The 15860-nt window shown below is 69.0% G+C and carries 11 protein-coding genes, 1 tRNA gene and 1 pseudogene; 5 read left to right on the top strand and 8 right to left on the bottom strand.

All coding sequences use genetic code 11. The features are described 5' to 3' along the window. Positions 1-1012, bottom strand: a pseudogene (locus SREC43747_RS0113215) (hypothetical protein); the annotation flags it as partial. 602 nt (positions 1013-1614) lie between these two features. On the opposite strand from SREC43747_RS0113215, the gene SREC43747_RS0113210 reads away from it, so the two are divergent. Beyond that, positions 1615-2418 carry an SGNH/GDSL hydrolase family protein gene (locus tag SREC43747_RS0113210; protein WP_236623178.1) on the top strand — a complete coding sequence of 268 codons (804 nt, stop codon included), beginning with the start codon at positions 1615-1617 and terminating at the stop codon, positions 2416-2418. A 280-nt stretch (positions 2419-2698) separates the two neighbouring features. Here SREC43747_RS0113210 and SREC43747_RS0113205 read toward each other — a convergent pair whose 3' ends face one another. Further along, positions 2699-5533, bottom strand: coding sequence for an AfsR/SARP family transcriptional regulator (locus SREC43747_RS0113205; RefSeq protein WP_029721744.1), 2835 nt, complete (start codon positions 5531-5533; stop codon positions 2699-2701). Positions 5534-5845: 312 nt separating this feature from the next. Between SREC43747_RS0113205 and SREC43747_RS0113200 the strand changes: the two genes are divergently transcribed. Then, positions 5846-6880: an ADP-ribosylglycohydrolase family protein gene (locus SREC43747_RS0113200; RefSeq protein WP_029721743.1), complete on the top strand. Its 1035-nt coding sequence runs from the start codon at positions 5846-5848 to the stop codon at positions 6878-6880. Between the two features lie 68 nt (positions 6881-6948). Here the strand turns inward: SREC43747_RS0113200 and thpD are convergent, their stop codons facing one another. The 5 genes from thpD to SREC43747_RS0113175 all read right to left on the bottom strand — a co-directional run bounded on the left by thpD (position 6949) and on the right by SREC43747_RS0113175 (position 11561). Next, entirely contained in the window at positions 6949-7851 is a 903-nt protein-coding gene (gene thpD / locus SREC43747_RS0113195; protein ID WP_029721742.1) for an ectoine hydroxylase, read from the bottom strand. Positions 7852-8169: 318 nt separating this feature from the next. After that, entirely contained in the window at positions 8170-8580 is a 411-nt protein-coding gene (locus tag SREC43747_RS0113190) for an ectoine synthase (RefSeq protein ID WP_029721741.1), read from the bottom strand. A 62-nt stretch (positions 8581-8642) separates the two neighbouring features. After that, on the bottom strand, positions 8643-9890 hold the full coding sequence (ectB, locus tag SREC43747_RS0113185) for a diaminobutyrate--2-oxoglutarate transaminase (protein ID WP_029721740.1): 1248 nt from the start codon (positions 9888-9890) through the stop codon (positions 8643-8645). A gap of 99 nt (positions 9891-9989) precedes the next feature. Beyond that, a complete protein-coding gene (gene ectA / locus SREC43747_RS0113180; protein ID WP_029721739.1) occupies positions 9990-10547 on the bottom strand; it encodes a diaminobutyrate acetyltransferase in 558 nt (185 codons plus the stop codon). 723 nt (positions 10548-11270) lie between these two features. Further along, on the bottom strand, positions 11271-11561 hold the full coding sequence (locus tag SREC43747_RS0113175; RefSeq protein WP_029721737.1) for a DUF3099 domain-containing protein: 291 nt from the start codon (positions 11559-11561) through the stop codon (positions 11271-11273). 164 nt (positions 11562-11725) lie between these two features. On the opposite strand from SREC43747_RS0113175, the gene SREC43747_RS0113170 reads away from it, so the two are divergent. After that, the gene (locus tag SREC43747_RS0113170; protein WP_029721736.1) at positions 11726-12295 is read left to right on the top strand and encodes a GNAT family N-acetyltransferase; all 570 of its coding nucleotides are present in this window, start codon (positions 11726-11728) and stop codon (positions 12293-12295) included. A gap of 127 nt (positions 12296-12422) precedes the next feature. On the opposite strand, the gene SREC43747_RS0113165 is transcribed toward SREC43747_RS0113170, so the two are convergent. Continuing rightward, positions 12423-12495 (bottom strand) — tRNA-Thr (locus tag SREC43747_RS0113165). Positions 12496-12788: 293 nt separating this feature from the next. Here SREC43747_RS0113165 and SREC43747_RS0113160 point away from each other — a divergent pair. Next, positions 12789-14237, top strand: coding sequence for a threonine/serine exporter family protein (locus SREC43747_RS0113160; protein WP_029721735.1), 1449 nt, complete (start codon positions 12789-12791; stop codon positions 14235-14237). Between the two features lie 113 nt (positions 14238-14350). Next, positions 14351-15790, top strand: a complete 1440-nt coding sequence (locus SREC43747_RS0113155) for an alpha,alpha-trehalose-phosphate synthase (UDP-forming) (RefSeq protein ID WP_029721734.1) — start codon at positions 14351-14353, stop codon at positions 15788-15790. Positions 15791-15860 lie beyond the last annotated feature (70 nt).

Here is a 15860-nt window from a genome sequence, read left to right as displayed (position 1 = left end):
CCGACGGCCGACCCGCCGAAGGCGGCCCAGGCGGCGCACCACCCGGCCCCGACTCAGCCGGCGGTCCAGGCGGCACCGGCGGCTGGGCGGCGTCGACCCTGGGCAGCTGGTGGGTGACCTCGACGTCCGGGACGTCCGGCCCGGAGGCCACCGGCGGTTGGCCAGCGGCCGGCGGCGGAACCTCCTCCGCCGCACCTCCTTCCCGCGGCGGTTGCTGGAACTGCTGCGGCGGCCGGACCGCTTCCGGCTGTCCGGGCATCCAGGGCGGGGTGCCGCCGAACGCCTCGGGCTCGGCCACGTCCGCCGGCGGGGGCGGTGGAGCGAGGTCCCCCGGCGGGGGTGGCGGAGCCAGCTGCACGCGATCGGCGGACCGCGGTGGCTCCTCCGGTTCCGGGGCGACCTGCGCGTCGTCACCGGGCGGCGCGGCGTGGCCAGGGGGCTCGGACGGTGCGAGCAGTCCGCTGTCCGGGACGGGCGGGGGCGCCAGCAGTTCGTCCCGTTGGACACCGGTGGTGGGTTCGTCCCGATGGGCACCGGTGGGGAGCTCCTCCCGGCGCACGGGGACGGTGGGCTCGGCCGGAGCTTCGTGCTGACCGCCGCCGGCCTGCTCCGGGGGCATGCTCAGCACGCCGTCGGCGCTGATCCGCGGACCGGGTTCCCGTTCGTCAGGGGTCGGCAGATCGAGCGTTCCGCCGAACCGCACTCCACCCGGGCGAGCGGAGCTGTCCAGCAGCGAGCCGGAGAACTCGGTCGGCGGACGCCCGCCGGGCGTCGGAGGACTCGGCCGGTCGCCGACCGGTCCCGCCGAATCGCTGTCAGCCGGCTGCTGGGGAGGTCGCGGGTCCGGCATCGGCCGGGCAGGCCGTGGCGCTGCCTGGTAGAAGCGCTCGAACCGGTCGCCGAGCTGCTCGACCCGCTCCCACAGCGCGAACGGGTGCGGCTCGGCCGCCAGGGCGGCGAATTCCGAACGCAGATCGAACCGCACCGGCCGCGACGCCGGCCGGGGTCGCATTCCGGCCTCCGGTCCGCCGGGGGCTCGCCCCGGTGGTTCCGGACGCCGCGGAGCGCCATTCGCGTACCGGCCCCCGAATTCTGCAGGTGAAGACGCCGGATTCTGCGGTGCCGTCACGCTTCCCCCAGTTCATCGGTACGGTCGTGGCTGCTCACCGCCAACCTCGGCACGATGAGCGCCCTGGAATTGACGCAACGGGTCATTCCACCGTTCCCACGCAAGACCATCACGATGCGGCGACCACCGCGCAGCCCCCGAAAACGGCAACCAACCGGGTTGCCACCTGCATCGATCGCAACATCGCGAGCCCCCTCGTCGGTTCTTTACCGCCAAAGGACAGTAGCAGGCGCTGATCACCTGTTAGCGGTGTTTCGGCGAAGTGCCCCTCGTTGCCCGTTCCGCGCGAAGACGAGCGCGCCGGGACGGAATTCGGCCCCATGACCGCACATCCGGCGGATCGCGCCCCGTTCGGCAGTGCCGTTAATCACTTCGCCGCGAACCGACGGTGGCGTAGGTCGAGATCCGCGCGCCAATGTGGTAGCCGATCACTTTTCGTCCAGGGGCAAGGGAAGGAACTGCCGATGGAATCGGAGTCGAGCGAAGTGAGATGGTCGAGCTTCGCCGCGTTGGGGGACAGTTTCACCGAGGGGCTCAACGACACCCGGGCCGACGGGAGCTTCCGCGGCTGGGCGGATCGGCTGGCGGAGCACCTGAGCGCGCACAACCCCGAACTGCGCTACGCCAACCTCGCGGTGCGCGGAAAGCTCATCCGGCAGATCGTGGCCGACCAGGTGCCGCAAGCGGTGGAGATGGAACCGGACCTGGTCGCGTTCACCGCCGGCGGGAACGACATCCTGCGCCCCGGCAGCGATCCCGACGAACTCGCCAGCATCTTCGACGACGCGGTCGCCCGGTTGCGCGCCACCGGCGCGGACGTGCTGATCAGCACCGGCTTCGACACCCGGCAAACTCCGGTGCTGCGCGCGTTGCGCGGCAAGGTCGGAACCTACAACTCGCACCTGCGGGCCATTGCCGACAAGCACGGGTGCTACGTGCTCGACCTGTGGTCGATGACGGCCCTGCACGACCCGCGCGCTTGGAGCGAAGACCGGCTGCACCTGTCCTCCGAAGGGCACCGGCGGGTCGCGCTGCGCGCTTGCGAGGCGCTGGGCGTCCCGGCCGACGGGGACTGGGGGGAGCCTTGGCCGCCGCGGCCCAACGTGGACTGGCGGGAACAGCGCGTCCAGGACCTCCGCTGGGCGCGGGAGCACCTGGGGCCGTGGATCGGCCGCCGCATTCGCGGTGTCTCCAGTGGAGATGGGCGGCGCCCGAAGCGACCGCGGTTGGAGCGGGTTGAGATCCACCCGCATCCGCAGGAGCGGGCCAAGCAGACGTCCGATCGGTGAACGAAGTGCGGGCCTCCGGCCGGATCCCCGTCGCAGCGCCGAAGGCCCGCACTCACCCCCAAATTCCATTCGGGAAGTTCTCCCGAACTCCACGCCCCCTTTTTTTCGCGGCCGGTGCGCGGGCACCGGCCGACCCCCCGGTGACGGCGACCCCCCGGTTGGTTCCCCCAGCGCCGTCCTGCGCAAGCGTGCACGGCGGCTTGCGCACCACGAAATCTCGCAGCTCCCGCTATACGACCGCTAAACACTCGCTAAACGCCTCGACCTGGGATTTTGCCCCTCAATCGCGGGGATCCAGTTCCGCCAACCGCTTCCGCGCCTCGGCGACGCGGGGCGAGCCGCTGGTTTCGAAGGTGACCAGCGCAGTTTCCCAGCGGGTCCGGGCGACTTCGTGGTCGCCACGCCGGTAGGCCGCATCCCCCAATCCCAAGTGGGCAGCGGCCAACCGCATGGCCGAACCGCAGCGCATCGCCACGTCCAGCGCTTCCTGGTGGTACTGCTCCCCTTCGGCCAACCGGCCCAGCTCGACGCACACTTCGCCGCAGTTGTTCAGCACCATCGCGAGCGTTTCCAGGTCGTCGGCCTCCCGGTACTTGGCCTCCGCGTCCCGCAGGTGCCCCAGGGCCGCCTCCAGCTCACCATAGAACTGCTCGACTTGGGCCAGATTGTTCAAAGCACCCGCTTCGAAGTAGCGGTCACCGAGCGTGCGAGCCACCCGCAAGGCGTTCTGGCAGTGCTCCTTGGCCTCCCGGTACCGGCCCAGGCGGATCAGCGCACTGCCCATGTTGACCTGCGTCATCGCCAGCCAGGTGGGTTCGCCGCTGACCAGTGCGGCCTGGTACGACTCGGCGTAGTGCTGGTAGGCGGCGTCGATCTGCCCCGAGCGGGCGTAGGCGACGCCGAGACCGGCCAGCATCAGCACTTTTCCGGAGGGGTCGTCCATCTTCCTGGCCGAGTCCAGCCCGTCCCGGTAGATCTGGATCCAGTCCTCCCACGGGCAGCGCACCATCAGGTAGTTGAACTGCATCCGCACCAGCGTCCAAGCCAGCTTGTGCATGCCGTTGCTGCTGGCGGCGCGGACCGCGGCGACCAGGTTCGGCCACTCCGCGTCGAACCACTCCAGCGCCTGGGCGCGGCTGGTGATCTCCGGGCAGGGCGATTCGGGTTCGAAGGTCAACTCGTCGCGGGCCGGCCGGAGGAAGCGGCGCGCCCGGTCCGCCACCGCCAGGTAGAACTTCAGCAGGCGGCGCAGCGCTTCCCGGTCGGCGTCCCGCTGGGCCGGCGGCACTCCGGTGCGCAGGTCCCGGGCGTACACCCGCAGCAGGTCGTGCATGCTGAACCGGCCCGGTTCCGGCTCGGTGACCAGGTGCGCCAGGGCGAGCGCCCGCAACCGGTGGTGGGCGTCGGACGGGGTGGTGCCGCACAGCGCGGCCACCGCGTGGGGCGTGAAGGTGTGGCCGGGCACCAGGCCGAGCAGCCGGAAGGTCTCCGCCTGCGGGGCCGGCAAGCTCCGGTAGGAGATGTCGAACGCGCGGCGGACGCTGGTGTCGGCGTCCGCGATGTCCAGCGCTTGCAGCCGGTTCCGCTCGTCGGTGAGCTCGTTGACCAGGTCGGACACTCGTCGAGCCGGGTTCGCCGCCAGGCGGGCGGCCGCGATGCGCAGCGCCAGCGGCAGTCCTCCGCAGAGGTCGGCGAGTTGGGCGGCGGCGTCCGGTTCGGAGGCCGGTTTGCCGGGGGACCCGGCCTGGTCGAGCAGTTCGATGGCGGTGTCGGTGGGCAGCGTTTCCAACGGCAGCATCCGAGCACCGCTGCGCACCGCCAGGCCGTCCAACCGGCGCCGGCTGGTCACCAGCACCACGGATTCCGAGTTCCCCGGCAGCAGCGGGTAGACCTGCTCGGAGTCGCGGGCGTTGTCGAGCAGCACCAGCACCCGGCGGCGGGCCAGCAGGGACCGGTACAGCGCGGCCCGGTCGTCCAGGCCGACGGGGATCGCGTCCGGCGCCACGCCGAGCCCTTTGAGCAGGCTGGTGAGGGCCTCCCCGGGGGACAGCGGGTCGTGTTCGGAGTCGAAACCCCGCAGCGAGGCGTACAACTGACCGTCGGGGAAGTCCCGTGCGACCCGGTGCGCCCAGGTGAGCGCGAGGGCGCTCTTGCCGATACCGGCCGTGCCGGTGATCACCACGACGGGGTTCGCCGGACCTCGCCGGTTGAGCGTTCTGTCCAATTCGGCCATTTCCCGCTCGCGACCGACGAATCCGGCTGGGGCGGGCGGGAGTTCGGCCGGCACCGGTTGCCGCAGCGGGTGCTCGTTGCGCTGCTGGTTGTTCAGCAGCGCGTCGTCGTCCCGCAGCAGCTGCTCGTACAGCTCCCGCAGTTCCGGGCCGGGGTCGATGCCCAGCTCGTTGGAGAGCCGGCGGCGGATGGCGTGGTAGCGCGCTTGGGCTTCGGCCCGGTGCCCGGCGCGGTAGTTGGCCAGCATGAGCTGGCCGGTGAGCCGTTCCCGCAACGGGTACTTCTCCACCAGGGCGGGCAGCTCCAGGACCAGCTGGCGGTGCTTGCCGAGCTCCAGGTCCACCTCGATGCGCTCTTCCAGGGCCAACAAGCGCAGTTCTTCGAGGCCGGGGCCGGCCATGCGGCGCAGCGGGCTGCTGGCCAGATCGGACAGCACCGGTCCGCGCCACAGGCTCAGCGCTTCCCGGAGCTTGTGGGCGCGTTCCGCCGGTTCCAGGTTGTGCGCTTGGCCGATCAGGTTGCGCGCCCGGTGCAGGTCGATGAGGTCGCTGTCCACCTGCAACAGGTACCCCGGTTCGCGGGTGACGATCTTCGCCTGCGCGACGGCCCCGCTGGAGGCGAACAGCTTGCGCAACCGGGAGATGTAGCCCTGGATGATGGTGCGCGCGGACGCCGGTGGCCGGTCTTCCCAGAGGGTGTCGATGAACCGGTCCACCGACACCACTTGGTTGGGTTCCAGCAGCAGGAAGGCGAGGACTTCCCGCACCCGGACGCTGCCCAGCTTCTGCGGCACGCCGTCGACGAGCATCTCCAGCGGACCGAGCAGCCGGAACTCAACGCCGCTGCCCGGCACCGCAGCTGAGCTGTCCTGCGGCACCTTCATCCTCGTCCGATTTCTCCCGTGTCCTGGTCGCTGTCCAACAGTTCCGCAAGCTCCGCTCGCCGGGTCCGGTGCCAGCTTGGTCAACTCACAGTAACTAGCCATCGCCGGGGAGCTTGATCACTCCCTGTTGTGATTCACCCCAACGGAGTGACGAGCCAAGCTGCCCGGCACCGGGCCACCGGTTTCCGTTCAGCGGGAGAATCTCACGTTCGGGGTGTTGCCAGGAGCGGCTGCCACCCGCTAAATACGGCAAGTAAAGTCGAGATCGAATCGATCACCCGCCGAGACCGCTGTGGAAGGAGAGCCGGACACGTGCCCACACCCTCCACAGTGGTCGATCGTGCGGTGGCCTGCCTCCTCGGCGGGGCGCTCGGCGACGCGCTCGGCTCCCCGGTGGAGTTCGCGCAGCTGGCGGACATCCGCGCCGAGTACGGCGAAGAAGGCATCACCGAACCCCCACCGCAGGCGCTGCTCGGCGACTCCACCCAGATGTCGCTGTTCACCGGCGAGGGCTACCTGCACGCCTGGACCACCGGCAACAACGGCGGACCGTGGCGCCCGGTGGACGCCGTCGCCGCCGCCTACCGGCGCTGGCTGGTCACCCAGCAGGAGGAGAAACCGCAGCCCGGCGCGACCGGTCTGCTGGCCGAACCCGAGCTGTACGCCAACCGCTCACCAGGCCTAACCAGCCTGCGCGCGCTGCAGGAACCGGAACTGGGCACCCCGGAACGCCCCCGCAACAGCTCCAAGGGCTGCGGCGGGGTGGACCGCACCGCCCCGGCGGGGTTCGCCCCCACCGCCGAGATGGCCTACCAACTGGGCTGCCAGTTCGCCGCGCTCACCCACGGCGGAGTGGGCGGTTGGGCCTCGGCCGGCGCGATGGCGCTGCTGGTGCACCTGCTGGCAGTGCAGCACCGCCGGCTGCCGGCCGCGGTCGACCAGGCCGCCGGCCGGGTGCTGCGCAACGACGCCGAAACGGCGACCGCACTGGCCGAAGCCGCGACCCTGGCCCGACTGGGAGTGAGCATCAGCCACATCGAACGGCTCGGCCAGGGCTGGGTGGGCCCGGAAGCACTGGCCATCGGCGTGTACTGCGCGCTGGCCCTGCCCAAACCGGAGCAGTTCTGCGAAGCCGTGCGGCTGGCCGCGAACCACTCCGGGCACAGCGACACCACGGCCGCGATCACCGGCAGCCTGCTCGGCGCCCGGCACGGCACGTCGGTCCTGCCGCGCTCCTGGCTGGCCCGGCTGGAACTGGCCGACGTCATCGAGCGCATCGGGCACGACCTGGGCGCGTCCTGCGTCAGAGAACCCTTCAACGAACGGCGCTACCTGGGGCTTTCCTGAACGGGAAAACGGGGGCGCCGCCAACGGCGGCACCCCCGCGGTGGTGAGATCGTCCCCGGACGCGGGAATCAGCGGCTCAACGGGGTGAAGTCCCGGCTGGCGATGTAGTCCGGCCGCGGCTTCTTGGCCGCGAACGGCTTCACCAGCTTGTTCTCCACGCTGTTGAACACGATGAAGATGTTCGAGCGCGGGAACGGCGTGATGTTGTTGCCGGAGCCGTGCATGCAGTTCGAGTCGAACCACAGCGCCGAGCCGGCCGGTCCGGTGAACTGCTCGATGCCGTGCTCGTAGGCGAGCTTGGTGATGTCGTCCTCGCTCGGAACACCGATTTCCTGCTCCTGCAGCGAAGAGCGGTAGTGGTCGTCCGGCGTCTCGCCCACGCAGGACACGAAGGTGCGGTGCGAGCCCGGCATGATCATCAGGCCGCCGTTGTACGGGTAGTTGTCGGTGAGCGCGATGGAGATGCTCACCGCCCGCATGGCGGGCATGCCGTCCTCGGCGTGCCAGGTCTCGAAGTCGGAGTGCCAGTAGAAGCCGGTGCCGCGGTAGCCGGGCATGTAGTTGATCCGGCTCTGGTGCACGTAGACATCGGACCCGAGGATCTGCCGGGCGCGGTCCAGGACTCGCGGATCGCGCGCCAGTTCAGCGATCAGATCGCTGATCTTGTGCACCTCGAAGATGGACCGGACCTCGTTGGACTTCTTCTCGACGATCGTCCGCTCGTCAGCGCGAACCTTCGGGTCGCTGCTGAGGCGCTCCAGCTCCTGCCAGTAGGTCTGCACTTCAGCCGGGGACAGCAGACCTTCGACGATGTGGAAGCCCTTCGCATCGTGCTCTGCCAGTTCTTCGGCAGTGGCAGGCCCCGCATCAACGCCCGGCCACACGGTCGGGTCGGTGCGTTCGATGAAAGCGGACTTGTCGCTCACCCGGGTCGGGTAGCGGTCCTGGGTGCTCACATCTGCGACGGTCATGAGTTGCGCCTCCTTCGCGATTCCCGCCGGAGCGGCCGGAGCGAACCCCAGCCGCCAATTCTCGGTTACTCGTTTGGTGGGCAATTCCCTGATGAACAGGGACGACCAGTCGCGCGCGTTGTGGTGTAGCCCTTACTCGGCTACCCATAACAAGCGACGAACAGGCTTGGATGTCCAAAAAATTTCAGGGTTTTCGGACATCCGGCACTGCCGCGCTGGAGGGTCGCTGATCCGCGGGCCCGGTAGCAGGCGGCAGCACAGACCGCCGGGAACGTCCGCGTCCCCGATGCGGGCGGAACCCGGCGGTCTGAGTCCGTGTCAGCTGGCGACGGCTTCGTCGTCGTCCTCGACGACCAGCGGGTACACGCCGTTCTCGTCGTGGACCTCGCGGCCGGTCACCGGAGGGTTGAAGACGCACACGGTCCGCATGTCGGTCTTCGGGCGGACCTGGTGCTTGTCGTGGTTGTTCAGCAGGTACAGCGAACCCGGCTTCAGCTGGTGCACCTCACCGGTCGCCTTGTCGAGGATCTCGCCCTCACCCTCGACGATGAACACCGCCTCGATGTGGTTGGCGTACCAGAAGTCGTTCACCGTACCCGCGTAGAGCGTGGTCTCGTGCACCGAGAAACCGACCTTCTCCTTGGCGAGCACGATGCGCTTGCTGCGCCAGTTCGGGGTTTTGATGTCGGCGTCGGTGTCCTCGATGTCCGAGAGGTGGCGGACGATCACTGTGTTCCTCCTCTTCCGGGGGGTAGGGGGTCCAACCGTGGTCGGGTGCTGTTCGGGTCAGCTCACGCGAGCACTGAACGCACCGAGTCACGGAAGATGTCCAGACCTTTCTCCAGGTCCTCGTCGGAGATCGTCAACGGCGGCATGATCTTGACGACCTCGCTGTCCGGACCGGAGGTCTCCACGATCAGCTTGCGGTCGAAAGCCGCCTTGGAGACCTTGCCGGCCACGGTGGTGTCGTCGAACCCGATGCCGCGGGCCAGACCGCGGCCCTTGGCGATCGCGCCACCGTAGGTGTCCACCAGTTCCTGCAGCACCTGGCCGATCCGCTCGCCCTTGGCGCGCGTGGACTTCTCCAGCTTGTCGTCGCTCCAGTACTGGTTGATCGCCTCGGTGGCGGTGACGAACGCGGGGTTGTTGCCGCGGAAGGTCCCGTTGTGCTCCCCCGGCTCCCACACGTCGAGCTCCGGCTTGATCAGCGTCAGCGCCATGGGGAGCCCGTAGCCGCCGATCGACTTGGACAAGCAGACGATGTCCGGCTGGATGCCCGCGTCCTCGAAGGAGAAGAAGGGACCGGTGCGCCCGCAGCCCATCTGCACGTCGTCGACGATCAGCAGCATGTTGTGGCGCTGGCAGAGCTCGGCCAGACCGCGCAGCCACTCCGGGCGGGAGGAGTTGATGCCGCCCTCGCCCTGGAGGGTCTCCACGATGACCGCCGCCGGCTCGTTGAGACCGCTGCCGCTGTCCTCCAGCAGCCGCTCGAAGTACAGGAAGTCCGGGTACTGGCCGTCGAAGTAGTTGTCGTACGGCATCGGCGTGGCGTGCACCAGCGGGATGCCCGCGCCGCCGCGCTTCATGGAGTTCCCGGTGACCGACAGCGAGCCCAGCGTCATGCCGTGGAAGGCGTTGGTGAAGCTGATGATCGACTCGCGTCCGGTGATCTTGCGGGCGAGCTTGAGCGCTGCCTCCACCGAGTTGGTCCCGGTCGGCCCGGGGAACTGGACCTTGTAGTTGAGCCCCCGCGGTTTCAGGACCTTCTCGTTGAAGGCGTTCAAGAACTCCCGCTTCGCCACGGTCGCCTGGTCCAGGCCGTGGGTCACCCCGTCACGCTCGAGGTACTCCAGGAGTTTTCGTTTCAGCAGCGGGTTGTTGTGCCCATAATTGAGCGCTCCTGCCCCCGCGAAAAAATCAAGATACGGGGTGCCGTCCTCGCTGTAGAGATAGCTTCCGCTGGCCCGGTCGAACACCGTGGGCCAGGTTCTGCAGTAACTGCGAACCTCGGATTCCAGTGCAGCAAAGATGTCTTTCACGATCCTCCGTCCGGCCCGGACGAACACGTCAGCTCCGCGGTCCGGGACTACCAAATCAAAGATTCACCGACATGAACAACGACTTCGGTTGATCACTAATCAGCCTTGTCCCGCCTCCGGTGCGAGTGGTCCGATCCGGTACAAATCCTCGCCCAAGTGGGCGTCTGGAAATAGCTCCGCGCCGAACAGCTCGCTCTTTTCGATCGCCGCTTCCCTCCTGCGGGCCAGCGACGAGAACAGGCTGATGGAAGCCGTGTTGTCCGGGGTGATGGTGGTCTCCAAGTAACGCACGCCACGCGGCAGGACCCGGTCCACCAGGTGATCCAGCAGGCGGCTCGCCACGCCACCACCGCGCTGGGAAGCATCGACGGCAATTTGCCAGACCACGATCGTGTCTGGCCGGTCCGGCCGGATATACCCGGTCACAAAACCCACGACCTTGCCGTCGGTACGTGCCACCGCGGAGGTCTGCGCGAAGTCGCGACACCACAGCAAATATGCGTACGCGGAGTTCAGATCCAGTACTTGTGAATCACGGGTGATTCGGTATAGCTCGGGGCCGTCCGCGACGACCGGAGTATCGATCTCCAACCGCCCGGCAGAACCGCTGTCGCCATTCTGTTGGTTGGTGCTATGGCTCGGTTTTTCGCCGGTCATGCTTCGCCAACTTAACAGAACATCTGAAATACGCCAGGCATGTTCACGTTTATCACCCCCACTACCAGGCGAAATTGATTCTTACACGTGAGAAGCACTACAGAAATGTTGCCGTCGCACCGGCGTGACTGTTATTTGATGTGCTGAAACATAGCCGAAAAGATCTGCGAAAACGGGGCCTGACCAGGCAAAACAAAGATTTTCAAAACCATCGGGACGGTCGGATAATCATTCACTCCGCCGAGACTGCCCATATCGGGTGAAATTTCGCGATGACGGCGGGGCCCCGGCTGGCGGTGATGACGGGCCCGCCCAGCGCGACGGGGAAACCGGACGGGCCCAGCACTGGAGCCGGCTGATCGACGACGCATGCCCGGGAACCGCTCGCCACCACCGCGCCCGGACCGCCACGGTCAGCCCGGCGCGGCAGGAGCCGGCAACCGGCGAGCGGAAGACCCGGGGGGCGCATCCCGCGGTCGCCCCTCCGGTGGAGCAGCCGGCGACCGGGTCACCACCCACCGGTGACCCCGCCCCGCCGGCACCGCGAGCCGCCGAACTCCGGCGACTCGACCCGCTCCTGAAACGTCACCAGCCGGGAAGCAGAATTCCACCCGGCGCAGCCCCCGTCCATTCCCTGACCACAATTCGCCACCCCGCCAGCACCGGTCCGCTCCGCCGCGCTCCCCGGGTCGCCCCCCGGAGTCCCCGCAGGAGACCCGGTGGTCACCGCGGTGGCGGCAGCTGCCGGCGCCCCGCGTGGTACCGCGGCGCGGACCGGTCCGTCCGCCCCCGGTCGTTGGCGATGACCACCGCGATCCACGGAAGCGCACCGGTCAACGCGATGATCACCAGCGCCAACCACCACACGTTCGCCAACAGCCCGGCCGCCACGAAGCCGACCAGGTGCAGCACCATCAACGCGGCGTAGATGCGCTTCCGGTGCCGCTGGTCGTCGTCGAACGACGGCGCGGCATCGGTGATCACCACCGGGTGGTCCCGCCTCGCGCTCCGCATGGCCCCCTCCAGGCTCCCCCGCTGCCTACCCGCGCACCACCGGCCGCAATCCGCCCGGATCGGGGGCGCCCGACTGCCGCACCAACCCGGTGAACGTGCCGCGGAACCCAATCCACCCCGGATGAGCTGGTGCTTTATGGCCGCGAACTACCTAGGCTGACTACATGGCTGCACACCTGGCCACGGATCGGCTGCGGCTGCGCCCCTGGCACTTGGACGACGCCCCGGCAGCCTTCAGCGTCTACGGCCACCCCGAGGTCGCGCGCTGGCTCAACCCGGTGATGGAACAGGTCCCGGACTTGAACGCGATGCGGCTGCTGCTGCGGCAGTGGATCATCGAGGACAGCCGGGCACTCCCGCCCGCCGGGCGCTGGACGCTGGAGCTGCGGGAAACCGGGCAGGTGATCGGCGGGGCCGCGCTGCTCCCGCTGCCGCCGATCAACGAAGACCTGGAGATCAGCTGGCAACTGCACCCCGATGCCTGGGGGCTCGGCTACTCCGCCGAAGTCGTCCGCTCCGTGGCCAGCTGGGCCTTCCAGCACAACATCGACGAGATCTTCGCGGTGGTGCGCCCGGAGAACGCGCGGGCGGCCGCCGCGGTCCGGCGCAACGGCATGGAATGGGTCGGCGAGACCGAGAAGTACTTCGGCAAGACCATGCAGGTGTTCCGACTGCGCCCGGCCGATCTGGAGCACAGCGGGATCGAACAGCCCTTGCCGCCCGGGCTCGAGTGACCACCCGTCGGCGGTCCGGGAAGCGCCCGCACCGGCGAGCTCCACGCCGGGGAGGGGGCGGCGGCGACCACGCCGCAGCTCATGTGCACCGGGCGACCGGGCCAACACCCGGAATCACTAAACTGGGAGCCGCTGAGGGGACTCGAACCCCTGACCATCCGCTTACAAGGCGGGCGCTCTACCAACTGAGCTACAGCGGCACGCGCACTCCGAGCCGGATGCGGTGCGCACCGACATCGTAAGCAGTGTTCTGCAGCTGCCTGCAGGCGGCTGCACCATTTTCGGCAACAGCCGCACAACCACCGCGAACAGTCCACCGAACAGGTGGGACATGTGGTCTTGACCAGCGTTGACCAACGATGCGCGCCGGATAAGGATCAGTGACTGAGAACACGTTGCACCAGTGCAACGGACCGCCCCCCGCCCACCGATGGTCGAGGGGAACGCACGAACGGTGACCGCCCTGCGGCGGCCGGACAGAGAGGGACCTGCATTGGGAATTGCGCAGCGCGCCCGTGGTGTGCTGCGGCGGCGCGAGTTGGAGACTCCACCCCCCGAGCCTTCGGGCAGTCGCGACGTCGTCTACGGGCCGTCACTGCCCGACGAATCAACCGTCCACCTCGTCCTGGACCTCGCGCTCCGCATCGGCGAAGTGCAGATGGCCAGCGGCGCGGGCGCGTCCGACGTGACCGCGACGATCATCGGGGTGGCCAACGCCTACGGCCTCCCGCACTGCGAAGTGGACGTCATCTACACCTCGGTCACCGTCTCCTGCTACCGGGGCAGCGACCTGCCCCCCATCACCTCCCTCCGGGTGGTCCGGAACCGATCGCTGGACTACACCCGCCTGTCCGACGTCGAAGACCTGGTCCGCCGGATCACCGCCGGGGAGGTCAGCGCTGACGAGGCGTACGCGGAACTGGACCGCATCACCACCGCGCCGCACCCCTTTCCGCGCTGGGTCGCCACCCTGGCCTGGGCCGGCATGGCCGCCTCGCTCGCCGTGCTCCTCGGCGGCGGCAACGAACCGCTGCTGCCGCTGATCGCCGCGGGGGCGACCGCGCTGGTGGACCGGATCGGCCGCTGGCTGAACCGGCGGGCGCTGCCCTTCTTCTTCCAGCAGGCCGTGGGCGGGGCGATCGCCACCAGCGTGGCCCTGGCCGGGTTCGCCACCGGCGTGCTGCACAACGCCGCCCTGGCGGTGGCCGCGAGCATCATCGTGCTGCTGTCCGGGATGACCGTCGTCGGCTCCATGCAGGACGCGATCACCGGGTACAACGTCACCGCGGCCGGCCGAATACTGGAACTCGCCCTGATGTCGGCCGGGCTGATCGCCGGGGTGGTGCTGGCCCTCTACATCGGCTTGCGCATCGGCGGGGACACGGTCGCCGGGTTGAGCGTGCAGGACGTCGGCCGAGCGCAGGTGGTGTCGCCGGTGCTGTACCTGCCGGTGCAGATGCTCGCGGGGGCGTCCACCTCCGCCTGCTACGCCCTGGCCAGCTACGCCCCGCCCCGACCGCTGATCGTGGCCGGCTGCGGCGGCGCGGTGGCCGCCACGGTGCACGCGCTGCTGATCACCCTGCTCGACGTGCACACCGTGCTGGCCAACCTGGTGGCGACCACCGTGGTCGGTCTGGTCGGCGGCATCATCACGCGCCGGCTCCGGATCCCGCCGCTGGTGGTCGCGGTTTCCGGCGTCGCCCCGCTGCTGCCCGGTCTGCCCACCTACCGCGGCTTGTACGAGCTGTCGGTGCTGGGCGACCCGGTCGGCATCACCACGCTGATGCTGGCCGTGGCCGTGGGCCTGGCGCTCGGAGCCGGTGTCGTCCTCGGCGAGTACCTGGCGCAGCCGGTGCGGACCTCGCTGGGCCGCCTGGAGCGGCGCATCGCCGGACCCCGGATGTCCGGGCCGCTGCGGCCGACCAAGCGCCGCCTGGAATGAGGTGCTTCCCTCCCGCCCGCCCCGCTGTTCGAGTTGACCACAACCGAGGCGCATCCCCCGGGGAGATTCGCTAGCCTCGCGACAGGTGTGGATAACGGGCGGGAGGAATACCGGTGAGCAAGGGCGGCGTGCCCAATCGAGCTGATTTCGTGGTCGTGGCCAACCGACTGCCGGTGGATCTGGAACGCCTCGAAGACGGAACCGAGCAGTGGAAGCACAGCCCGGGCGGTCTGGTGACCGCGCTGGAGCCGTTCCTCCGCGCTCGCGACGGGGCGTGGGTCGGTTGGCCGGGTGTTCCGGACCTGGAAGCCGCTCCGTTCGTCCACGACGGCCTGAAGCTGCACCCGGTGCCGTTGAGCACCGAAGAGTTCCGCGACTACTACGAAGGTTTCTCCAACGCGACGCTGTGGCCGCTGTTCCACGACGTCGTGATGCCACCGGTGTTCGACCGGTCCTGGTGGCAGGCGTACCAGCGGGTGAACCGCCGGTTCGCCGAGGCCGCCGCGGAGGTCAGCGCCGAGGGCGCCACCGTGTGGGTGCAGGACTACCAGCTGCAGCTGGTGCCGTCGATGTTGCGGGAACTGCGCCCGGACTTGCGGATCGGCTTCTTCCTGCACATCCCGTTCCCGCCGGTGGAGCTGTTCATGCAGCTGCCGTGGCGGACCGAGATCGTGCGCGGACTGCTGGGGGCCGACCTGGTGGGCTTCCACCGCCCCGGCGGCGCGCAGAACTTCCTCTGGCTGGCCCGCCGGCTGGCCGGGTTCGAACCGAGCCGCGGGCAGGTCGGGGTCCGGTCCCGGCCGGGCGTGGTGCAGGTCGGGGACCGGACCGTGCGGGTGGGGGCGTTCCCGATCTCGATCGCCTCTTCGGAACTGGACAAGCTCTCCCGGACCAAGGAGGTCCAGCAGCGGGCCAAGAAGATCCGCGAGGAACTGGGCAATCCGCGGAAGATCCTGCTCGGCGTCGACCGCCTCGACTACACCAAGGGCATCGACGTGCGGCTGCAGGCGATGCACGAGCTGCTCGCCGAGGGCCACTTCACCACCGACGAGGTGGTGATGATCCAGATCGCCACGCCCAGCCGCGAACGCGTCGAGCACTACAAGCAGATGCGGGAGGAGATCGAGCGGGAAGTCGGTCGGATCAACGGCGAGTTCGGTCAGGTCGGCCGCCCCGCGGTGCACTACTTGCACACCTCGGTGGACCGCAAGGACCTGGTGGCGTTCTACTCCGCGGCCGACGTCATGGTGGTCACCCCGCTGCGCGACGGGATGAACCTGGTGTGCAAGGAGTACGTGGCCTCCCGCCACGACCTGGGCGGTGCCCTGGTGCTGAGCGAGTTCGCCGGGGCGGCGGCGGAGCTTACGAGTGCGTTTTTGGTGAATCCGCATAACCTGGATGGCGTGAAGGACGCATTGCTGGCGGCGCTCAACATGGACCAAGCGGAAGGGCGTCGTCGAATGCGAGCGCTGCGCAGGCAGGTGCTCACCCACGACGTCGACCGCTGGGCGCGGTCGTTCCTCGAGGCACTGGGCACTCCGCTGAGCAGTTAGCCGCGAGCAACCGGCCCGGAACGGGTCCCGGCTGGGTGAGCGATACTGATCCAGCACCGGTGACATCAGG

Source organism: Saccharopolyspora rectivirgula DSM 43747, from assembly GCF_000497205.1.
Taxonomy (GTDB): Bacteria; Actinomycetota; Actinomycetes; order Mycobacteriales; family Pseudonocardiaceae; genus Saccharopolyspora; species Saccharopolyspora rectivirgula.
This window is presented reverse-complemented; position numbering and strand designations above follow the sequence as displayed.